The organism is Wenjunlia tyrosinilytica (assembly GCF_014646055.1).
GTDB lineage: Bacteria > Actinomycetota > Actinomycetes > Streptomycetales > Streptomycetaceae > Wenjunlia > Wenjunlia tyrosinilytica.
This window is the reverse complement of the sequence record NZ_BMMS01000028.1, coordinates 15,870-36,708: the sequence shown is the minus strand read 5'-3', so window position 1 is coordinate 36,708 and position 20,839 is coordinate 15,870. Positions and strand designations below refer to the sequence as shown.

The following is a 20,839-nucleotide window of genomic DNA, read 5'->3' as shown; positions in this document are numbered from 1 at the left end:
CAAACCGACCGGCTCCGGCTGGATTCGCGCACCCGGCACCCGACGGTCACCGGGAGGGGCGGCGCCCGCGCGGAAGGCATCGACTAGGGTTGCGCCGTGAAAATCGCGCTCGTTGACTCAGGCCTGGGTCTGCTGGCGGCCGCTGCGGCGACGCGGCGTCTGCGCCCCGACGCCGATCTCGTCATCTCCGCCGACCCCGACGGCATGCCGTGGGGTCCCCGCACCCCGCACGATGTGACCGCCCACGCGCTCGCCTGCGCCCGGGCGGCCGCGGAGCACCGGCCCGACGCGGTGATCATCGCCTGCAACACCGCCTCGGTGCACGCGCTGGACGCGCTGCGTGCGGAGCTGGAGCCGGATGTGCCGGTCGTCGGCACCGTTCCGGCGATCAAGCCGGCCGCCCTCGGCGGCGGCCCGGTCGCGATCTGGGCCACCCCGGCCACCACCGGCAGTTCCTACCAGCAGGGGCTCATCAGGGACTTCGCGGCGGGCGTCGAGGTCACCGAGGTGGCCTGCCCGGGGCTCGCCGACGCGGTGGAGCGCGCGGACGAGGCCGCCATCGACGAGGCCGTGGCCGTTGCCGCCTCCCGCACACCCGACGACGTACGCGCGGTGGTGCTGGGCTGCACCCACTACGAGCTGCTGGAGGAGCGGATCGCGGCCGCCGTGCGCCGCCCGGGCGGGCCCGAGGTGCGCCTCCACGGCTCCGCCGACGCGGTGGCCGGGCAGGCCCTGCGCCGGATCGGCGCCGGGGCGGGGGAGGGCTCGGGCTCGCTGACCGTTGTCCTCAGCGGCCGCCCCGCGCAGCTTCCGGCGGTCGCTCTCGCCTATCCGGAGGCGCGCCTGCTCGTCCCCGCCCTCGCTCAGGGCGCCGGTCGGGCCCGCGGCGCCGGGGCGCACCCGCAGGCGGGACCGGCGGCGCGGTCAGACCGGTCGGAGCCTGCGCGAGTGCCAGCGGACCCAGGCGCGCGGATAGCTCAGGGTCAGCAGTGAGGTCAGCGGGCGCAGCCGCCCGCACCGGCGCGCCCCCAGCCGCAGCCGCAGCCGCAGCGCGGGGTACTCGGGCAGCCGCCGCAGATCGGTGAGCCCGGCCGCCACCTCGTGCAGTTCCTCCACGGTCATGCCGTCCACCTCCCGCCGCCCCTCGTCCAGGGCGGTGACGGCCTTGCGCACACACCAGCGCGCCACCGCCCGCTTCGCCAGCCCGTCCAGGCGGGCGCTCTCTCGCCCACCGAGGCGGGGGCCCTCCTTCTCCAGGAAGACGTCATAGGCCGCGATGAGCTGGTCGAGGCGGCGGCGCCCGTCGAAGACCGAGTGGTGCATATTCGAGTCGTGGACCCGGTAGAACGCCTGGTCCGCGCGCGGCAGCCAGGCCACATCGGCGCGGGAGGCCAGCCGCAGCCACATGGCGAGGTCCCCCGCGTGCGGCAGCCGCGGGTCGTAGCCGCCCGCCTCATGGCTCAGGGAGGTGCGCATGACCACCTCGGGGGACAGGATCGGGCTGCGGGCGGCCCGGCACACCCGCTCCACCCACTGCCCGCCGGGCACGACGACGGCACGTGAGCCGTCCGCGCGGGCGGACGGCAGCGGTCGGCCGGAGACGAACCGCAGCGCGCGCCCGTAGACGAACCCGACGCCGCTGTTCTCCTCGAGGACGCGGACGGCGCGGCCCAGCGCGCCGGGGGTGAGCAGGTCGTCGGCCGAGACCAGGGCCGTGTAGTCGGTGGTGACGGCGGCCAGCCCCTCGTTGATGGTGACGACGTGGCCCTGATTGGCCTCGTGGCGCAGGCAGCTCACGCGCGGGTCGCGGGCCAGCTCGGCCGTGACCTCGGGCGTGTCGTCGCTCGAGCAGTCGTCGATGACCAGGACCCGGACGTCCAGCCCCTCCTCCGCGAGCGCGGCCTCCACGCACCCCGGCAGATAGCGCGCGTAGTTGTACGCGGGAACGACCACCGTGACGCTGCTCATACTCCCCGACCCCCCATGTGCTGCCCGTCGGGCAGTGCTGTCCGCTGCTTGGCGTGGAACTTGGCCCGCAGCAGTGCGCCCGCCGGGCCGTGCGGGAGAAGGCTGTCGGTGTCGTAGCGGTCCACCGCGCCGAAGCGGTACTTGTACGGTTCACCGCCCCGCAGGAAGTCGAAGACCGCGGCGCCGTGCTCCCTGGCCTCGCCGACGCACCGCGCCACGAGCTGCAGGCCGAGTCGCAGCGGGGCCAGACGGGGCTCCCAGCCCGTCTGGTAGTAGGCGAAGCAGGCGCCCCACCAGAACCCGTAGACCGCGCCCACGGCCGCGCCGTCGTGTTCGGCGAGCAGTGCGCAGGGGCCCCGTTCGCCCGCTCCGGCTCCCCGTGAGGCCGCCTCGATCAGCCGCAGATGGAAGGCGCGCCGCTCGGTGGTGAAGGTGGTGGCCCGGCCGATGGAGTCGGCGCGTAAGCGGTGCAGCCGCAGGACGTCGTCGAGGACGCCGGGGGTCATCTCCTTGGGCGCCACCCAGCGGAAGGACACACCTGCCCGGTCGAGCTTGCGGCCGTAGCGGCGAAGGTTCTGCCGGTGGTCGGCGGAGCCGAGGCGGGCCGGGTCCGCGGTCAGGTCAAGGCGGGGTGCGGCGGTACGGGCCAAGGGGCGTAAGCCCGGGGGCAGCATCGGGGCGGCGCTCTCGTCGACGCTGGGCAGCCACAGGGAGATGCCGCCTGCCCGCCGGGCGAGCCAGCGGCGCACATCGTCGCGGCGGTGCCGCAGAGCCGGGAAGCCGAGGTGGTCGGCCGCCCCCGTGCCCGACCCCAGCAGGGTCAGACACGGCACGGACAGCGGCAGGTTGGGACGGAGCCGGTGGCGTGTCCGCATCAGCGGCGCGACCGCCTCGACCCGCCCGTCCGGGCCGCGCCACACCGCGACCTCGCCCCGCCCCGCGTCCGGATACGACCGCCACCAGGCCAGCATCCAGTCGGGGGTCGTGAAGTACGAGCCGCCGACTGCCAGTTGCCGCCACCCGTCCTCGTGGGCGGCAAGGGTGCCCGGGTCCCGATGGATCTCAGGCTCGGGCGCGGCCATGGGTCACACGCCGCCGCGCAGCCGGTGCACCGCCGGGTGCAGGCCGGACAGGATCGTGTCGAAACGGTCCCTGGAGGTGGTGGAGTTGACCCGCAGCCTGCTGATCCGCAGCCGGTGCTTGGGCCGGGGAGGCGCGAGCCGGTGGTCGAAGAGGAAGGCGGCGGTGTAGTCGAGCTGGTCCAGCAGTTCCTCGGCGTGCTTGATCACAAACCCGTTGGGATAGGCGAACGCGCGCGGAGGAGTGCCGAGCCAGCCGGTCAGCAGCCGGTGCGCCTCGACGATCTCCGTGCGGACCGTCGCGTCGTCGCACTGGTTCAGACACGGATGGCCCAGGCTGTGGTTGCCGATCTCGATTCCGCCCTCGGCCAGCCGGTGCAGGTCCTCCACGGACAGCTGCCGCTGCCGGGGCGCCGGGCGGCGGGCGGAGACCCGCAGCTCCTCCAGGGACCTGCGGCGGTCCGGGTCGGGCATGCGCTTGAGCGCCCTGATCGCCGCGCTGGGCGAGGAGGTCGTCACCAGCCGGGCGGCGCCGCCCTCCTTCACCAGCGCCTGGGCCTCGCTCCACCAGAAGGGGCGGTCGGTGCCGACGAGCTCGGCGATGACGAACGCCAGACCGGGGATGCGGTGCTCGGCCATCAGCGGAAGACCGCGTTCGACCACGCTGTGGTCGCCGTCGTCGAAGGTCACCAGCACACTGTGCGGAGGCAGCGGCTTGCCCAGGACCAGCCAGGCGGCGACCTCCTCGAAGCCGATCGGGTTCGCCAGCCGTCGCAGCCGCTCCAGCTGGGCGGCGAAGCTGCCGGTGTCGTCGATCCCGTGGTAGGCGAGCACGGCCAGCCGACTCGAGGCACGGGCTCGGAAATACGGCTGAACGGGTGAACGGCGCAGTGCGGCGTCGATGCGCCTGCGACGTCCGGGCGTGGCTGCGGTCAGCTCTCGCAAGAGGTCCCCCCTCAGGCGACGGCGTGTGTCAAGGTATCAACGCCGGACGCCCGCGGGCACCCCTTTGCGCACTTGTGCGGTGTATCGGTGGCAGTCGAGGGGTGAATGCGCGCGGAGAGTACGCCTTCCGGACGCGGGCCCCAATCTGCTACTAGGCTGCGAGCATGACGCAGTCCCACGACGACGACGCCGACGACGGCTCACCGCGCGCCGAGGGCTCCGGGCCGGCGGCCGGTGTGCCGCAGGAGGAGTGGACGGGCGAGGGGACCGCGTTCGAAGTGTGGACGGGGCACGCGACGAACCGGGTCCAGTGGCTGCTCGCCGCGGCCGGGGCGGCCTGCCTGGCGCTGGGGATCGACCTGGCCGTCGATTACGGGTGGACCGGCTGGACCGGCGGCCTGGCCCCGCTGGTGATGTCGATCGCGGGCTGTATCGCCGCCGGACTGCTGATGCTCGCCGGGACCGTGGCGTTCGTCCATGTCCGGGTGCGCATCGACCGCGAGGGCCTGGAGGTGCGCTGCGGGCACATCGGCCTGCCGCGCCGCCGGATCGCCTGGGCGGAGGTGGACAGTGTCTCGATCGCCAAGGTCACGCCGAGGCAGTGGGGCGGGTGGGGCTACCGCTGGCGGCCGGACCGGGGCACCGCCGTGGTGGTCCGGCGGGGGCCGGGGGTCGTCCTCGAACTCGGCGGGGGGCACCGCTTCACCGTGACCGTGGACGACGCCGAGGGGGCGGTGCGGGCGATCCAGGCCCGTCTGACTCCCCGTTCCGGAGCGCCGGGCACGGCCTGAAACACACGTGGGCGCCGGCGCCCCTTCCGGGCGGGGACCTGCCATGACGCCCTGAACCGGGCCGTCGGCGGGGCCGTGAACCTTCCCGGCTCACCGTTTTGTGGGGCAATAACAAGACACTTGGTCATCCGTCAACCGGTTCCGGGTTTCCTCCCCTCTTCTCCTCAGTTCTTTCACGAAGTTCGCCTACGGGAGCGACGGGTGGTCCTACAGTTGTTGCCGCGGTGGTGGGGAGCCACCGTTGGGGGGGATAGCCATGGGGTCTCGTACCTCAGGCGCAGTGCTGCGCCGTTTTGGTGGGGACGGACTGCGGACCGGTGTGAAAGCACTTCTGGCCCGTACCGCCTCGGACGCGCCGCCGACCGGCGCGACGCTGCTGATCTACCACAGGGTGGGCGGCGGCTCGAGAGAGGAACTCGACGTCCCCGCGGATCGGTTCGCGGCGCAGCTCGACGCCCTGCCGCCCGGATCGGTGGTGTCCTTGGACACCGCGGTCGGCCGACTGCGGCAGGGCGACTCCACAGCCTCCACCGTGCTCACCTTCGACGACGGCTTCGCCGACGTCCACACCAATGCCTGGCCCGAGCTCAAGGCCCGCGGCCTGCCGTTCACCCTCTACCTCACCAGCGGCTGTGTGGCGGGGCGGATGACCTGGACGGGCTCTACCGCCCGCACCACCGGCGCCCCCGCCCTGACCTGGGACCAGATAGCCGAGATGGCGGGCACGGGCCTGTGCACCGTGGCCAACCACACCCGCAGCCACGCCCGCCCGTCCGGGCTGACCTGCGCCGAACTCGACGCGTGCAGCGACGACATCGAGCGGCACCTCGGCACCCGCCCGCGGCACTTCGCCTACACCTGGGGTGTGCCCGTCCCGCACATGGAACCGGCACTGAGGGAACGTTTCCTGAGCGCCGCCACCGGGCGAGTGGGCCGCAATGCGCCCGGCTGCGACCCGATCCGGCTGCGCCGCGTTCCCGTGCGGCGCACCGACCCGATGGGCTTCTTCGGGGCGAAGCTGGCCGGCGGCCTGTGGCCGGAGCGCGCCTACGGCCGTATCGTCGGCGCGGCGAAAGCGGTGGGCGCGGGTGGCTGAGCTGCGGCATGGCCGGCACCACCTCTTGCGCGGCCCGGGCGGCAGACCCCTGCGCGTCGCCCACCTGACCACCGTCGACATGAGCCTGCATCTCCTGCTCGGTACGGAGCTCGCCGTCGACGTCGAGGCCGGGTTCGACACCTACGGCATCAGCGCGCCCGGCCCCTACACCGAGCGGATCACCGGGCTCGGTGTCACCCATGTGCCGCTGCGCGCCCTCACCCGCGCCTGGAGCCCTCGCGGTGACGCGGCGGCGGCGAGGGAGCTGGCGGCGGCGCTGCGGCGCGTACGCCCGGACGTTCTGCACACGCACAATCCGAAGACCGGAGTGCTCGGCCGGCTGATCGGCCGGGCGCTGCGCGTGCCCGTGGTGGTCAACACCTGCCACGGCCTGTGGGCGCAGCCGCACGACCCTTGGCACAAAAGGCTCCTGGTGCACTCGGCGGAAGGCGCGGCGGCGCGGTGCTCGCACGCGGAGCTGTACCAGAACGCCGAGGACCACCGGACCCTGCGCGCCTTCGCGCCGGCCTGGCGGTCGCGGGTGGTCGGCAACGGCGTCGACCTCGACCGCTTCCGCGCCGACCCGGCCGCCCGCGAGCGTGTGCGGGCCGAACTGGGTGTCGCCGGGGGCGAGCTGCTGGTCGGCGCGGTGGGGCGAAGGGTGGAGGAGAAGGGCGTGCGCGAGTACGCGGCGACCGCCCGCGCCCTCGCGGGCAAGGCCCGTTTCGTCTGGGCCGGGCCGCTCGAGCCCGACAAGGCCGACGCCCACGACGCCTCCGAGGACGGCGTGGACTTCATCGGTGAACGGCGGGACATGCCCGCCCTGTATTCGGCGCTGGACGTCTTCGTCCTGCCCTCGTACCGGGAGGGTTTCTCCCGGTCCGCGATGGAGGCCGCGGCCTGCGGCCTGCCCATGGTGCTCAGCGACATCCGCGGCTGCCGGGAGATCGGCGGCCACGACGAGCACCTCCTGCTGGTGCCGCCCGGCGACCCGGTGGAGCTGACTTCCGCCGTCAGCCGGCTGCTGACCGGCGAACCCCTGCGCAAGCGGCTTGGGGAGGCCGCCGCGCGGCGGGCGCACTCGGAGTTCGACCAACGCACCATCGCTCGGATCTCTATCGACACGTATGCCGTGGTGGCACGGCGAAGATCCCTGGACTGGCAGGGTCTGTGAGCCGTCGGCAGCGGCGGGAAGAGCTGGGGGGACGATGAAAAGAGGCGGTGACTTCGCGGTCGCGCTGACCGCGGGGCTGCTACTGAGCCCGGTCCTGCTCGTGGTGGCCGCACTGGTGCGGATCACCACGGGAGGGACGGCGCTCTTCCGGCAACGACGCACCGGACTCGGGGGCGAGGAGTTCGAGATCCTCAAGTTCCGCACCATGCGCGACCCGCGGTACCCGGGTGAACCCGACGGCCCCCGCATCACCGGCTTCGGCCGGATGCTGCGGACGACGAGCATCGACGAACTGCCGCAGCTGTGGAACGTCCTGCGGGGGGACATGTCCCTCGTCGGGCCGCGTCCCACCCTTCCCGAGCAGGTGGCCCGCTACTCGCCCCGCCAGCGGGGCCGCCTCGCCGTCCGGCCGGGACTGACCGGCTGGGCACAGGTCTGCGGGCGCAACTCGCTCAGCTGGCCGGAGCGCATAGAACTCGATCTGTGGTACATCGAGCGCCGAGGGCTCGCGCTGGACGCCCGCATCATGCTGCGCACGGTGGGGGTGCTGGTGCGCCGCAATGGCATCACCGGCGCGAACGGCGTCAACCCCGGCTTCCCCGCCCCGGCTTCCGCGTCCCGCCCGCGGCCGACGGTGCTGCCCCTGCCGCAGCGTGCTTCGATGAAGGTCGCGGAACCGGCGGAAGAGGCGTCGTGAGCCCGACACGCCGACGACGCGCCGCGCTGACGACGACGACGCGCTGACGACGATGCTCGGACGCCGACGACGCGCCGGCGCTGGCGATGCGTGGACGCCGACGCGTGGACGCCGACGACGCGCTGGCAGAGCCCGCTGAAAGTCCCTGAGCGCGTTGGGAAGGGCCCCCAGCGTGCCGAAAGGCCCCTGGCGAGTAACGGCGTGTCCGGGATCGGATCTTGGGGCGGACAGCCAGGACAGCCAGGACAGCCAGGACAGCCAGGACAGCCAGGACAGCCAGGACAGCCACGACGGCCACGACGGTTCACGGCACGGTGACGGCTCCGTGCTCGGACCCGTCGTGGCCGTCACCGTCGTGCGCGTGCTCGTCCGCCAAGGGCCGGGCGGTGGCCATCCCCGCCAGCAGACCCGCGCCCGCGGTCACCGCGGCGTAGCTCAGGACGTAGTCCACGCTCGCCTGCACCGCGAGACCCGTCAGCGCCGCCGCCGCCGTGAGGACCACCGGCGTCGAGCGGCACGAGCGCCACAGCGCGTACAGCATCCACAGGTACGCGCAGCCGAGCAGCGTCACCCCGGGAACGCCCTGCTCGGCGGCCTCCTGGAGCGCCGCCGAGTGCGCCTTGTCGGTGTCGCCGTCGGCGAGGGCGACCTCGCTCACCTCGCCGAAGCGGTCGGGCCCGATCCCGCGCAGCGGATGGGTCTCTGCCAGGTCGAGCGCGCTGCGCCACAGGTCGACGCGCCGCTGCGTCAACTGCGTGGTGAGCGAGGCCGTGCCGGGCAGCGTGTCCGACGCGACCAGGACCGAGCCGCCGACCGCGAGCACCGCGCACAGGGCGAGTCCCGCCAGGCCCAGCAGCCGCCGGTCCATCCGCGCGGCGGCCAGCGAGCACAGCAGCACGCCGAGGCAGGCCGCCCCGGCGGCCACCGATCCCATGGCCAGGGCCATCCCCGCGGTGGCCGCGGCGAGCAGGCGCAGAGCCAGTCGCAGCGGCCCGGAGCGGGCGGCCCAGGCCGCGCAGCACGCGGCGCCCGCGGCCAGGGTGAGCAGGGCGGCGTTGGCATTGCTGTAGCCCAGCGGCGGCGCTATCGGCTCACCTGACAGGCCCTTGGGAACGGCCACGACGACGACCGCCACGACGGTGGCCGCGAAGGCTGGGGCGGCGACCGGCAGGATCGCGCCCGCAATTCGCCCCGCCGCGTAGCCCGCGGCCACGGCGAGCAGCGCGAGCAGCACCCCCTCGGGGCGGGCAGCCCGCCCGGCGGCGCTGACCAGCGCCCACACTGCGCAGCACACGAGCACAGCGGCTCCGAGAAGATCCGGAACACTGCTCCGCTCACGTGACGACGGCACACTTCCGGCCACCACCGGCATCCGGCCCGACCCCCCGACACGATGCGACTGCAGGGGGAGTGCCACCTACCCCCGCCACCATTCGCGATCCGTGCCTGGCCGAAGGCCCACCGGCGCGGACTTGCGGACACGCTAACGGCTGCGGGGGCAGGATGTGCATATGTCGCGCAGGAATGATGCAGTAGTTGCGGATATTGCCGGGCACGCCGAGGGCGACCTGAAGCGCCCGCTCCTTGTGGCAGGGGCGGGGGGAGTGGGCCGGGAGGCGCTGGACACGGCGCTGGCGACGGGCCTCGAGGTTGCGGCGTTCCTCGACGACAAACGAGCGGGGGAGACGGTACGGGGACTGCCGGTGATCCGCCCGGAGGAGGCGCCCCGGGAGGGCCGGTACCTGATCGGCATCGCGGACCCGCAGGCACGGCTGCGGCTGATGGGTGTGCTGGAGGGTCTGGGGCTGGTGCCCGTGAGTCTGGTGCACCCCCGGGCGATCGTCGCCCCGCACACCGAGATCGCCGAAGGCTGCCTGGTGCAGGGCGGGGCGTACATCTCCAGCGATGTGACCCTGGGCTCCCACAGTCAGGTCCACTACAACGCGACGGTGGGCCACGACACCGTCCTCGGTGAACGCGTGACGGTGTATCCGGGTGGCAATGTCTCGGGCTCGGTCAGTCTGCACGACGGCGCGACGGTGGGCAGCAACGCCGTGATCCTCCAGGGCCTGACCGTGGGTGAAGGCGCCTTTGTGGGGGCCGGCGCCGTGGCGACCCGCGACGTCCCCCCACGAGCCGTGGTGATCGGCTCCCCGGCCCGCCCGATCTCGTGAACGGGCGCGCGTGGTCGGGCTCGCGCGCGCCTTCCAACTCGGGGTGGGCGGTGCCCGGACCAAAAATCATGCAAGCGTGCTTGATTGTTTCTTCGAGCGGTGCCAGGCTGTCCTGCGACCGGCGCGGGCCACTGACGACGCGTCACTCTCCCATCGCGAAGGGGGCCAGGCCGTGGCGGATTCCGCAGCGGTGTTCGAGGTGCTCGACGATCTCATCGACGAGAGTGCCGAGCTCGACGGCCTCGTCCGCGCGCTGCCTCCCGAGCGGTGGGCCGAGCAGACCCCCGCCCCCGGCTGGACCGTCGCGCATCAGATCGCGCACCTCCTGTGGACCGACGAGGTCGCCCTGCTCTCGGCCACCGACGCCGAACGCTTCGCCAAGCTCACCGAGGCCGCGCTCGCCAACCCCGACTCCTACGTCGACGAGGGCGCGGAAGAGGGCGCACGGCTGGAGACCGCCGAACTCCTCGCGCGGTGGCGCGCGGCGCGCGCGGCACTGCAGGAGGCGCTGCGGGCGCTCCCGCCCGGTACCCGGCTGCCCTGGTACGGCCCGCCGATGAGCGTGGCCTCGATGGCCACCGCACGGCTGATGGAGACCTGGGCGCACGGCCAGGACGTCGCCGACACCCTCGCGGTGACCCGTCAGCCGTCGCGCAGACTGCGCCAGATCGCCCGGATCGGCTTCCGGACCAGGGACTACGCCTACCTCGTGCGCGGACTCACCCCTCCCGCCGAGCAGTTCCGGCTGGAGCTGACCGCACCGGACGGGGCCCTGTGGACCTTCGGACCCGAGGACGCCGCCCAGCGCGTCACCGGCCCCGCCCAGGACTTCTGCCTCCTGGTGACACAGCGCAGGAACCGCGCCGACCTCGCGGTGCGAGCCGAGGGCGCCGACGCCGACCGGTGGCTGGACATCGCCCAGGCCTTCGCGGGCCCCGCCGGCGCCGGGCGCGAGCCGGGAGCCCACGCATGAGCCGGCCGCGGCCGCTGCGGATCGGCAATGCCTCCGGCTTCTACGGCGACCGGTTCGACGCCTTCCGCGAGATGCTCACCGGCGGTCCGCTGGACGTCCTCACCGGTGACTACCTCGCCGAGCTGACCATGCTCATCCTGGCCAAGGACCGCGCCAAGGACCCGTCCCGCGGCTACGCCAGGACCTTTCTGCGCCAGATGGAGGAGTGCCTCGCCCTCGCCCATGAACGCGGGGTCAAAATCGTGGCCAACGCCGGCGGCCTCGCCCCCGCGGCCCTCGCCGGGCATCTGCGGGAACTCGCCGAGCGTGTCGGCGTCCCGGTCCGCGTCGCCCACGTCGAGGGCGACGACCTGCTCGCCCGCGGCTGGGAGGGCGGGGTGCTGGCCGCCAACGCCTACCTCGGCGGCTGGGGCATCGCGCGGGCCCTGCGCTCCGGGGCGGACGTCGTCGTCACCGGCCGGGTGGCGGACGCCGCACTGGTCAGCGGTCCCGCCGCCGCCCACTTCGGCTGGGCGCGCGACGACTGGGACCGGCTCGCCGGAGCCGTCGTGGCCGGCCATGTCCTCGAGTGCGGCGCCCAGGCCACGGGCGGCAACTACTCCTTCTTCACCGAGCACGACATCCGTCGCCCGGGCTTCCCGCTCGCCGAGGTCCACGAGGACGGCACGGCCGTCATCACCAAGCACCCCGGCACCGGCGGCGCCGTCACCGTCGGCACCGTCACCGCCCAACTGCTCTACGAGACCGGCCCCGTGCGCTACGCCGGCCCCGACACCACCGCCCGCCTCGACACGCTGCGCCTCGACGAGGACGGACCGGACCGGGTGCGGATCTCGGGCGTGCGCGGCGAGGCCCCGCCGCCCACCCTCAAGGTCGGCCTCAACCGCGTGGCGGGCTGGCGCAACGAGGTGGTGTTCGTCCTCACCGGCCTGGACATCGAGGCCAAGGCGGCGCTCCTGCGCGAGCAGATGGACACCGCCCTCGCCAAGCGGCGGCCGAAGCACCTGCGCTGGACCCTGGCCCGCACCGACCGGCCCGACGCGGATGCCGAGGAGGAGGCCGCCGCCCTGCTGCGGCTCGTGGTGCGCGACACCGACCCCGACGCCGTGGGACGGGCGGTCAGCGGCGCCGCCGTGGAACTGGGACTCGCCAGCGTCCCGGGCTTCCATCTCACCGCGCCCCCGGGCAACGGCTCGCCGTACGGCGTTTTCGAGGCCGCCTTCGTGGACGCGAAGGAGGTGCCGCACACGGTGGTGCTCCCCGACGGGGTCCGCGTGGACGTGCCCCCCGCGCCCGCCACGGCAGACATCCTCCCCGTCGAGGAACCGGCGCTTCCCGAGCCCGCGCCGCCGGGGCCGACCCGGCGGGCACCGCTGGGAGCGGTGGCCGGGGCCCGCAGCGGGGACAAGGGCGGCAGCGCCAACATCGGGGTGTGGGCACGCGACGACGACGGCTGGCGCTGGCTCGTCCACACCCTCACCGCCGAGCGCCTTCGGCGGCTCCTGCCGGAGACCGCCGAACTCCCCGTGACCCGCCATGTCCTGCCGAACCTGCGCGCCGTCAACTTCGTCGTGGAGGGACTGCTCGGCGAGGGCGTCGCCGCCCGGGCCCGGTTCGATCCGCAGGCCAAGGCCGTCGGCGAGTGGCTGCGCTCCCGTCTCCTCGACATCCCGGAGGTACTGCTGTGACGGTGCTGGACTCCGCCCTGGACACCACGGGCGCGGACTACGCCGCCAACCGCGAGAGCGCGCTCGCCGGGCTCGCCGAGATCGACGCCGAGCACACCAGGGCGGTCGGCGGCGGAGGGCCCAAGTACGTGGAGCGGCACCGGCGGCGCGGCAAGCTGCTGGTCCGCGAGCGGGTCGAGCTCCTCGTCGACCCCGACTCCCCGTTCCTCGAGCTCTCCCCGCTCGCCGCGTGGGGCAGCGACTACCCGGTGGGCGCGGCGATGGTCACCGGCATCGGCGTGGTCGAGGGCGTCGAGTGCCTGATCACGGCCAACGACCCGACCGTGCGCGGGGGCGCCAGCAACCCGTGGACGCTGAAGAAGGCGCTGCGCGCCAATGAGATCGCGCTGCGCAACCGCCTCCCGGTCGTCAATCTCGTGGAGTCCGGCGGCGCAGACCTGCCCAGCCAGAAGGAGATCTTCATCCCCGGCGGGGCCGTCTTCCGCGACCTCACCCGGCTGTCCGCCGCCGGCATCCCCACGGTCTCCGTCGTCTTCGGCAACTCCACGGCGGGCGGCGCCTATGTGCCCGGGATGTCCGACCACGTGATCATGGTCGACGAGCGGTCCAAGGTCTTCCTCGGCGGGCCGCCGCTGGTGAAGATGGCCACCGGCGAGGAGTCCGACGACGAATCGCTCGGCGGGGCGCGCATGCACGCGCGCACCTCCGGACTCGCCGACTACTTCGCCGTGGACGAGCCGGACGCGCTGCGGCAGGCGCGGCAGGTGGTCGCCCGCCTCGACTGGCGCAAGCAGGGGCCGCCGCCGTCGGCCCCGGTCGAGCCGCCGAAGTACGACGAGGACGAACTGCTGGGGATCGTGCCGAGCGATCTGAAGGTGCCGTTCGATCCCCGTGAGGTCCTCGCCCGGGTGGTGGACGGCTCGGACTTCGACGAGTTCAAGCCGCTGTACGGACCGAGCCTGGTAACCGGGTGGGCCCGTGTGCACGGCTACCCCGTCGGGGTGCTGGCCAACGCCCAGGGGGTGCTGTTCAGCGCCGAGTCGCAGAAGGCCGCGCAGTTCATCCAGCTCGCGAACCAGCGCGACATCCCGCTGCTGTTCCTGCACAACACCACCGGCTACATGGTCGGCAAGGAGTACGAGCAGGGCGGCATCATCAAACACGGCGCCATGATGATCAACGCTGTTTCCAACAGCCGGGTCCCCCACATCTCCGTGCTCGTCGGCGCCTCCTACGGCGCCGGGCACTACGGCATGTGCGGACGGGCCTACGACCCGCGGTTCCTGTTCGCCTGGCCCAGCGCCAAGTCCGCGGTCATGGGGCCGCAGCAGCTCGCCGGGGTGCTGTCGATCGTGGCCAGGCAGTCGGCCGCGGCCAAGGGGCAGCCCTACGACGAGGAGGCCGACGCCGCGATCCGCGCCGCGGTCGAGCAGCAGATCGAGGCGGAGTCCCTGCCGATGTTCCTGTCCGGGCGGCTGTACGACGACGGGGTGATCGACCCGCGCGACACCAGGACCGTGCTCGGGCTGTGCCTGTCGGCGGTGCACAGCGCGCCCGTCCAGGGCGTGCACGGCGGCTTCGGCGTCTTCCGGATGTGACGGGAACCGACGATGACTGACACGACTGACACGACTGACACGACGACCGGCACGACCGCGGGCACGGCGACCGACACGACCGCGGGCACGACGCGGGCCGGTCGCGTGATCACCTCGGTGCTGGTGGCGAACCGCGGCGAGATCGCCCGCAGGGTCTTCCGCACCTGCCGTGAGCTCGGCGTCCGCACCGTCGCGGTGTACTCCGACGCCGACGCCTCCGCGCCGCACGTCCATGAGGCCGACGCGGCGGTACGGCTGCCGGGCGCGGCCCCCGCCGACACCTATCTGCGCGGTGAGGCGCTCGTGCGCGCCGCGCGGGCGGCGGGCGCGGACGCGGTCCACCCCGGGTACGGTTTCCTGTCCGAGAACGCGGGGTTCGCCCGAGCGGTCCTCGACGCCGGGCTGGTCTGGATCGGCCCGCCGCCGGAGGCGATAGCCGCCATGGGCTCCAAGACCGAGGCCAAAAGCCTCATGGCGGCGGCCGGGGTGCCGGTGCTCGGCCCGGTCGATCCCGCGAGCGCCACCGAGGCCGACCTCCCCCTGCTGGTGAAGGCGGCGGCCGGAGGCGGCGGCCGCGGTATGCGCGTCGTACGGCGGCTGGACGATCTGCCCGGCGAACTCGCCGCCGCCGAGGCGGAGGCCGTCTCCGCCTTCGGCGACGCGGAGGTCTTCCTGGAGCCGTACCTGGAGACGGCCCGCCATGTCGAGGTGCAGATCCTGGCCGACGCGCACGGCACGGTCTGGGCGCTGGGGGAGCGGGACTGCTCGCTCCAGCGCCGCCACCAGAAGGTCGTCGAGGAGTCACCGGCCCCCGGTCTGCCGGAGGCGGTACGCACCCGGCTGCACGACGCGGCCGTCGCCGCCGCCCGTGCGATCGGCTACACCGGCGCCGGGACGGCGGAGTTCCTCGTCGCCGACGACGGCCGCTTCCACTTCCTGGAGATGAACACCCGCCTCCAGGTCGAGCACCCGGTCACCGAGTGCGTCACCGGCCTGGACCTCGTGCGGCTGCAACTGCTCGCCGCCGAGGGCGGGCGGCTGCCCGAGGCCCCGCCCGCCCCCCGCGGCTGGGCCATCGAGGCGCGCCTGTACGCCGAGGACCCCGCCCGCGAGTGGCAGCCGCAGACCGGCACCCTCCACTGCCTCGACGTCCCCGGTGTCACCGCCCGTTTCCAACCGGGGACGGCGGACTCCGGAGTGCGCCTCGACGCCGGGGTCGAGGACGGCAGCACCGTCGGTGTGCACTACGACCCCATGCTGGCCAAGGTGATCGCCTGGGCGCCCAGCCGTGAGGCGGCGGCCCGCAGACTCGCCGACGCCCTCGCCCGCTCGCGTGTCCACGGCCTCACCACGAACCGGGACCTGCTGGTGCGGGTGCTGCGCCATCCGCGGTTCCTCGCCGGCCTGGTGGACACCGCGTTCCTGACGCGCCACCACGCGGACGTGACGGCGAATGGATCTGTCGACAAGGAGACAGAATCGCTGTCGGCGCTCGCCGCGGCCCTCGCCGACGCGGCCGCCAACCGCGCCGCCGCGCCCGTGCTGTCGGGGCTGCCCGGCGGATGGCGCAATGTCGCCTCGCAGCCGCAGACCAAGCGGTACACCGCCCTGGCCACCGGCACCGAGCACGAGGTCGCCTACCGCCTCACCCGCGAGGGGCTGCGCTGCGACGCCCACCCCGGTGTGCGGCTGCTCGAAGCCGCCCCCGGCCGCGTCGTGCTGGAGGACTGCGGGGTGCGGCGCGCCTTCGACGTCGCCCGCTACGGCGCCCTCACACACGTCGACTCACCCCTGGGCGCCATCGCCCTGACCGCTCGTCCCCGCTTCCCCGATCCGGTCGTCCGGACCGCCCCCGGCTCCCTGCTCGCCCCCATGCCCGGGACGGTCGTGCGCCTCGGCGCCGCCCCCGGCGACACCGTCGAGGCGGGAGCGCCCCTGGTGTGGCTCGAGGCGATGAAGATGGAGCACCGCGTCACCGCCCCCGCGCACGGCGTCCTCGCCGAACTGCGGGTGAGCGAAGGTCAGCAGGTCGACGTCGGAACCGTGCTCGCCGTTGTCACGCCCGGCGCCGCCCCAGGTCACGCCGCCCCCGGCGCCGCCACCCCCACCCACGTCACTCCCACCCACGTCACCCCCGACCACGTCACTCCCACCCACGAGGAGTCTCCATGACCGCCGCGACCTTCGACAGCACGTTCGTCGAGAGCGAGGAACGACAGGCTCTGCGACAGGCCGTGGCCGCCCTCGGCCGCCGCTACGGGCTCGAGTACTTCATCCGCACCACCCGCGCCGGGGAGCACACCCATGAGCTGTGGCAGGAGGCCGGGAAGCTCGGCTACCTCGGCGTCAACCTCCCCGAGGAGTACGGCGGCGGGGGCGGCGGCATCGCCGAGCTGTCCATCGTCCTCGAGGAACTGGGCGCGGCGGGCAGCCCCCTGTTGATGCTCGTGGTCTCACCGGCCATCTGCGGCACCGTCATCGCCCGCTTCGGCACCGACGAACAGCGCCGGCGCTGGCTGCCCGGCATCGCCGACGGCTCCGCCCGGATGGCCTTCGGCATCACCGAGCCGGAGGCCGGCTCCAACTCCCACCGGCTCGCCACCGTCGGCCGCCGCGACGGCACCGACTGGCTGGTCAGCGGCCGCAAGGTGTTCATCTCCGGCGTCGACGCGGCCGACGCCACCTTGATCGTGGGACGCACCGAGGACGCCAGGACCGGCAGGCTCAAGCCCGCGCTGTTCATCGTCCCCAGGGACACCCCCGGCTTCGAGTACCGGCCGATCGAGATGGAACTGACCTCCCCGGAAAAGCAGTTCCAGCTCTTCCTCGACGATGTCAGGCTTCCCGCCGACGCCCTCGTCGGCGACGAGGACGCCGGGCTCCTCCAGCTCTTCGCCGGACTCAACCCCGAACGCATCATGACCGCCGCGTTCTCCATCGGCATGGGCCGCTGCGCCCTCGACCGGGCCGTCGACTACGCCCGCACCCGCGAGGTCTGGAAGACCGCGATCGGCGCCCACCAGGGCCTGGCCCATCCGCTGGCGCAGGCCCGTATCGAGATCGAGTTGTCCCGGCTGATGATGCAGAAGGCGGCGTTCCTCTACGACTCCGGGGACGACTTGGGCGCGGGCGAGGCCGCCAACATGGCCAAGTTCGCCGCCGCCGAGGCCGCCGCCAAGGCCGTGGACCAGGCGGTGCACACCCTCGGGGGCAACGGCCTCACCACCGAGTACGGCCTCGGCGCCCTCCTGACCGCCTCCCGGGTAGCCCGGATCGCCCCGGTCAGCCGGGAGATGATCCTCAACTTCGTGGCCCAGCACACCCTGGGTCTGCCCAAGTCGTACTGAACGGTGGCACGCTGACACCCCGGCTCCTGAGCCCCGACCCCCGGTACCACCCGACCCGGAGGGCAGAATCCATGGTGTTCCACAGCGAGTACAGCCACGTCCCCGTCATCGACCGGCCCATCCACGACGTCGTCCTCGGCGACGCCGCCTCCTACGGCGACAGCCCCGCCCTGATCGACGGCCTCACCGGCGAGACCGTCACCTATGCCCAACTCGACCATGACCACCGGCGCGTCGCCGCGGCGCTGGCCGAGTCCGGGCTGCGCAAGGGCGACGTCCTCGCGCTGTTCAGCCCCAACACCGTGCTGTTCCCCGTGGTGTTCTACGGCGCCACCAGAGCCGGAGCCACCGTCACCACGATCAGCTCCCTCGCCACCGCCGAGGACCTGTCCGGCCAACTGCGCGACAGCGGCGCCCGCTGGATCGTGACCGTCTCCGCGTTCCTGCCGACCGTCACCGCCGCGGTGGAGACCCTCGCCGCGGAGGCCGGCGACGGGCAGGAGCCGCGGGTCCGGGAGGTGATCGTGTGCGACCGGGCCGAGGGACACCGCGGCGTCCAGGACCTGATCGCCTCCACCGCCCCCGAGCCGCACATCGCCTTCGACCCCGGCGAGGACGTCGCCGTCCTGCCCTACTCCTCGGGGACCACCGGCACTCCCAAGGGGGTGATGCTCACCCACCGCAGCGTCGCCACCAACCTCGCCCAGGTCGACCCCCTCCACCACGAGCCGCCGGGGGTGCGCACCCTCGCCGTCATACCGTTCTTCCACGTCTACGGGCTCACCGCGTTGATGAACGCCCCGCTGCGCCACGGCTGCACCGTCGTCGTGCTGCCGCGCTTCGAACTCGCGCAGTTCCTCGGAGCGATCGCCGAACACCGGGTCAACGGCCTGTTCGTGGCGCCGCCCATCGTGCTGGCCCTGGCCAAGCACCCCGTCGTGGACCGGTACGACCTGTCCTCGGTGAAGTGGGTGGTGTGCTCCGCGGCCCCGCTGGACGCCGATCTCGCCGAGGCGTGCGCACGCCGACTGGACGTACCCACGATCCGCCAGGCGTACGGCATGACGGAGCTGTCGCCGGGCGCGTTCGTCGTACCCGCCGACGAACTCTCCCCGCCGCCCGGCACGGTCGGCAAGATGATCCCCAACACCGAGCTGCGGGTGGTCTCGGTCGACGACCCGGACAAGGAGCTCGGCGCCGGCGAGTCCGGCGAACTGCTCATACGCGGACCGCAGGTGATGAAGGGCTACCTCGGGCGGCCCGAGGCCACCGACGCCATGGTCGACGCCGACGGCTGGCTGCACACCGGCGACATCGGCCACCTCGACGAGCGCGGCTACCTGTTCGTCGTGGACCGGGTCAAGGAGCTCATCAAGCACAAGGGCTACCAGGTGGCCCCGGCCGAGCTCGAGGCCGTACTGCTCACCCATGAGGCGGTGGCCGACGCTGCCGTGATCGGCGTGTACGACGAGGACGGCAACGAGATCCCCAAGGCGTTCGTCGTCACCCGGCCCGGTATGGAACTGACCGAGGACGACATCGTGGGTTACGTGGCCGCGAAGGTCGCCCCCTACAAGAAGGTGCGCGCCGTCGAGTTCATCGACACCGTGCCCAAGGCCGCCTCCGGCAAGATCCTGCGCCGCGAACTGCGGGCAAGGGAGGCGCTCTCCCGGGAGCGGAGCAGACCGTGACCGCGTGAACCGCCATGAACGACCGGGCACCGGCCGGGAGCACCGAGCGAACGACACCGCGGCCGGGAGCCCCGGCCCGACCACCGAGAACGAGGAGACGGCAGGCGTGAGCGAGCAGGCACTGGTACGGCGGGCCGACGAGCGGGGCATCGCCGCGCTCGTCCTCGACTCGCCGCACAACCGCAACGCGCTGTCCACGCGCCTGATGGACGAGTTGCGGGACGCGCTGGCGGACTGCGCCGAGGACCCGCGGGTGCGAGCGGTCGTCCTCACGCACACCGGAGTCGTCTTCTGCGCCGGTGCCGACCTGTCCGAGGCCACCGGCGACGATCCCGCGGCGGGGCCCGCCCGCATGGTCGAGATGCTGCGGAGCATCGTCGAGCTGCCCAAACCCGTCGTCGCCCGCGTGGACGGGCATGTGCGCGCGGGCGGCCTCGGTCTGGTCGGGGCCTGCGACATCGCCGTCGCGGGCCCCGCCGCCTCGTTCGCGTTCACCGAGGCGCGGCTGGGGCTGGCTCCCGCGGTCATCTCGGCACCGCTCCTGCCCCGCCTCGATCCCCGGGCGGCGGCCCGCTACTACCTGACCGCGGAGCGCTTCGACGCCGCCGAGGCGGCGAGAATCGGTCTGGTCAGCGAGGCGGCGGACGATCCGGACGCCGCCCTCACCCCCATCCTGGACGGACTGAGGCAGGCCGCTCCCCAGGGCCTCGCCGAGTCCAAGCGCCTGGTCACCGCCGAGGTGCTGCGAGCCTTCGACCGCGACGCGCGGTCCCTTGCCGAGCAGTCCGCCAGACTGTTCTCCTCCGAGCAGGCACAGGAGGGCATGCGCGCCTTCCTGGAGCGGCGGCCCCCCGTCTGGGCGACGGACAACGCTCGCTAAGCTGCTGACCAGCACCGACGGGAAGGACACCGCCGTGACGACCCAGGCGGAACCCGGGACCGGGCAGGACCGCGGCACCGGCCATGACCGCAGCCCCAAGCAGGACCGCAGCCGTGCCACCCGCCGAAGGCTCCTCGAGGCCGCCGTCGAGTGCCTGGCCGAACTCGGCTGGACCGGCAGCACCGTCTCCGTCGTGGCCGAGCGCGCGGGGGTCTCGCGCGGCGCGGCGCAGCACCACTTCCCCACCCGCGAGGACCTGTTCACCGCCGCCGTCGAGTACGTCGCCGCCGAGCGGCTGGCCGCCCTGCGCGCCCACGCCGGGCAGCTGCCCCCGCACGGCGAGGGACGCACCGAAGCCGTCGTGGAGATGCTGGTCCAGCTCTGCACCGGGCCCCTGTTCCGCGCCGCCCTGCACCTGTGGGTGGCGGCCGCGAGCGAGGAGCAACTGCGCCCGCGGATCACCGACCTCGAGGCCCGGGTGGGCCGGGAGGCCCACCGGGCCGCCATCGAGTTCCTGGGCGTGGACGAGAGCGCCGAAGGGGTGCGCGAGTGCGTCCAGGCCACCCTTGACATGGTCCGCGGCCTGGGGCTGGCCGACTTCCTCAGTGACGACAGCGCCCGCCGCGCCCACGTCGTACGGCACTGGGCGCGCATCCTCGACGCCGAGCTGAGGCAGCACGCCGCCGGATAGGTACGCGACGCGGCCGGACGGGGTCGGGGCGGGCGGGTCCGGGCCGA

At 73.5% G+C, this 20,839-nt stretch carries 18 protein-coding genes; 14 read left to right on the top strand and 4 right to left on the bottom strand.

Features of this window, described 5'->3' with window-relative positions; genetic code table 11:
* The first annotated feature begins 96 nt into the window (after positions 1 to 96).
* A complete protein-coding gene (locus tag IEY86_RS27175; protein ID WP_189134506.1) occupies positions 97 to 993 on the top strand; it encodes a glutamate racemase in 897 nt (298 codons plus the stop codon).
* Here IEY86_RS27175 and IEY86_RS27170 read toward each other — a convergent pair.
* The 3 genes from IEY86_RS27170 to IEY86_RS27160 are packed head-to-tail and all read right to left on the bottom strand — an operon-like array spanning position 925 to position 3,992.
* The gene (locus IEY86_RS27170; protein ID WP_189134505.1) at positions 925 to 1,968 is read right to left on the bottom strand and encodes a glycosyltransferase family 2 protein; all 1,044 of its coding nucleotides are present in this window, start codon (positions 1,966 to 1,968) and stop codon (positions 925 to 927) included. The two genes, IEY86_RS27175 and IEY86_RS27170, sit on opposite strands and share 69 nt — an antisense overlap.
* Positions 1,965 to 3,050, bottom strand: a complete 1,086-nt coding sequence (locus IEY86_RS27165) for a GNAT family N-acetyltransferase (protein ID WP_189134504.1) — start codon at positions 3,048 to 3,050, stop codon at positions 1,965 to 1,967. The genes IEY86_RS27170 and IEY86_RS27165 overlap by 4 nt, the downstream gene beginning before the upstream one ends.
* A gap of 3 nt (positions 3,051 to 3,053) precedes the next feature.
* Positions 3,054 to 3,992 (bottom strand): polysaccharide deacetylase family protein, encoded by a 939-nt coding sequence (locus IEY86_RS27160; protein ID WP_189134503.1) that lies wholly within the window; start codon positions 3,990 to 3,992, stop codon positions 3,054 to 3,056.
* A gap of 164 nt (positions 3,993 to 4,156) precedes the next feature.
* Here IEY86_RS27160 and IEY86_RS27155 point away from each other — a divergent pair, with 164 nt between their 5' ends.
* The 4 genes from IEY86_RS27155 (at position 4,157) to IEY86_RS27140 (ending at position 7,750) form a co-directional block, all read left to right on the top strand.
* Complete coding sequence (locus tag IEY86_RS27155; RefSeq protein WP_229698800.1) at positions 4,157 to 4,783, top strand: hypothetical protein; 627 nt, start codon at positions 4,157 to 4,159, stop codon at positions 4,781 to 4,783.
* Between the two features lie 319 nt (positions 4,784 to 5,102).
* Positions 5,103 to 5,879 carry a polysaccharide deacetylase family protein gene (locus IEY86_RS27150; RefSeq protein WP_229698799.1) on the top strand — a complete coding sequence of 259 codons (777 nt, stop codon included), beginning with the start codon at positions 5,103 to 5,105 and terminating at the stop codon, positions 5,877 to 5,879.
* Positions 5,872 to 7,053: a glycosyltransferase gene (locus IEY86_RS27145; protein ID WP_229698798.1), complete on the top strand. Its 1,182-nt coding sequence runs from the start codon at positions 5,872 to 5,874 to the stop codon at positions 7,051 to 7,053. The genes IEY86_RS27150 and IEY86_RS27145 overlap by 8 nt, the downstream gene beginning before the upstream one ends.
* A 34-nt stretch (positions 7,054 to 7,087) precedes the next feature.
* Positions 7,088 to 7,750, top strand: coding sequence for a sugar transferase (locus IEY86_RS27140; RefSeq protein ID WP_189134501.1), 663 nt, complete (start codon positions 7,088 to 7,090; stop codon positions 7,748 to 7,750).
* Positions 7,751 to 8,054: 304 nt separating this feature from the next.
* Here IEY86_RS27140 and IEY86_RS27135 read toward each other — a convergent pair whose 3' ends face one another.
* Complete coding sequence (locus IEY86_RS27135; RefSeq protein ID WP_189134566.1) at positions 8,055 to 9,122, bottom strand: O-antigen ligase family protein; 1,068 nt, start codon at positions 9,120 to 9,122, stop codon at positions 8,055 to 8,057.
* Between the two features lie 139 nt (positions 9,123 to 9,261).
* On the opposite strand from IEY86_RS27135, the gene IEY86_RS27130 reads away from it, so the two are divergent.
* From IEY86_RS27130 to IEY86_RS27090, 9 genes are all read left to right on the top strand, one after another.
* A complete protein-coding gene (locus tag IEY86_RS27130) occupies positions 9,262 to 9,924 on the top strand; it encodes an acetyltransferase (RefSeq protein WP_189134500.1) in 663 nt (220 codons plus the stop codon).
* Between the two features lie 172 nt (positions 9,925 to 10,096).
* The gene (locus IEY86_RS27125; protein WP_229698796.1) at positions 10,097 to 10,897 is read left to right on the top strand and encodes a TIGR03084 family metal-binding protein; all 801 of its coding nucleotides are present in this window, start codon (positions 10,097 to 10,099) and stop codon (positions 10,895 to 10,897) included.
* Positions 10,894 to 12,585 (top strand): acyclic terpene utilization AtuA family protein, encoded by a 1,692-nt coding sequence (locus IEY86_RS27120; protein WP_189134499.1) that lies wholly within the window; start codon positions 10,894 to 10,896, stop codon positions 12,583 to 12,585. The genes IEY86_RS27125 and IEY86_RS27120 overlap by 4 nt, the downstream gene beginning before the upstream one ends.
* Positions 12,582 to 14,183: an acyl-CoA carboxylase subunit beta gene (locus tag IEY86_RS27115; protein WP_189134498.1), complete on the top strand. Its 1,602-nt coding sequence runs from the start codon at positions 12,582 to 12,584 to the stop codon at positions 14,181 to 14,183. The genes IEY86_RS27120 and IEY86_RS27115 overlap by 4 nt, the downstream gene beginning before the upstream one ends.
* 105 nt (positions 14,184 to 14,288) lie before the next feature.
* Positions 14,289 to 16,355 carry an acetyl/propionyl/methylcrotonyl-CoA carboxylase subunit alpha gene (locus IEY86_RS27110; RefSeq protein WP_189134564.1) on the top strand — a complete coding sequence of 689 codons (2,067 nt, stop codon included), beginning with the start codon at positions 14,289 to 14,291 and terminating at the stop codon, positions 16,353 to 16,355.
* Positions 16,352 to 17,530, top strand: coding sequence for an acyl-CoA dehydrogenase family protein (locus tag IEY86_RS27105; protein ID WP_189134497.1), 1,179 nt, complete (start codon positions 16,352 to 16,354; stop codon positions 17,528 to 17,530). The genes IEY86_RS27110 and IEY86_RS27105 overlap by 4 nt, the downstream gene beginning before the upstream one ends.
* A gap of 71 nt (positions 17,531 to 17,601) precedes the next feature.
* Complete coding sequence (locus IEY86_RS27100) at positions 17,602 to 19,221, top strand: 4-coumarate--CoA ligase family protein (RefSeq protein WP_189134496.1); 1,620 nt, start codon at positions 17,602 to 17,604, stop codon at positions 19,219 to 19,221.
* Between the two features lie 106 nt (positions 19,222 to 19,327).
* Entirely contained in the window at positions 19,328 to 20,101 is a 774-nt protein-coding gene (locus IEY86_RS27095; protein WP_189134563.1) for an enoyl-CoA hydratase family protein, read from the top strand.
* 34 nt (positions 20,102 to 20,135) lie between these two features.
* Positions 20,136 to 20,792: a TetR/AcrR family transcriptional regulator gene (locus tag IEY86_RS27090; RefSeq protein WP_189134495.1), complete on the top strand. Its 657-nt coding sequence runs from the start codon at positions 20,136 to 20,138 to the stop codon at positions 20,790 to 20,792.
* Positions 20,793 to 20,839 lie beyond the last annotated feature (47 nt).

Coding starts and splice junctions, on each gene's coding strand:
- IEY86_RS27170 (WP_189134505.1), bottom strand. CDS start 1,968: ATGAGCAGCGTCACGGTGGTCGTTCCCGCGTACAACTACGCGCGCTAT.
- IEY86_RS27140 (WP_189134501.1), top strand. CDS start 7,088: ATGAAAAGAGGCGGTGACTTCGCGGTCGCGCTGACCGCGGGGCTGCTA.
- IEY86_RS27165 (WP_189134504.1), bottom strand. CDS start 3,050: ATGGCCGCGCCCGAGCCTGAGATCCATCGGGACCCGGGCACCCTTGCC.
- IEY86_RS27135 (WP_189134566.1), bottom strand. CDS start 9,122: ATGCCGGTGGTGGCCGGAAGTGTGCCGTCGTCACGTGAGCGGAGCAGT.
- IEY86_RS27155 (WP_229698800.1), top strand. CDS start 4,157: ATGACGCAGTCCCACGACGACGACGCCGACGACGGCTCACCGCGCGCC.
- IEY86_RS27105 (WP_189134497.1), top strand. CDS start 16,352: ATGACCGCCGCGACCTTCGACAGCACGTTCGTCGAGAGCGAGGAACGA.
- IEY86_RS27100 (WP_189134496.1), top strand. CDS start 17,602: ATGGTGTTCCACAGCGAGTACAGCCACGTCCCCGTCATCGACCGGCCC.
- IEY86_RS27130 (WP_189134500.1), top strand. CDS start 9,262: ATGTCGCGCAGGAATGATGCAGTAGTTGCGGATATTGCCGGGCACGCC.
- IEY86_RS27120 (WP_189134499.1), top strand. CDS start 10,894: ATGAGCCGGCCGCGGCCGCTGCGGATCGGCAATGCCTCCGGCTTCTAC.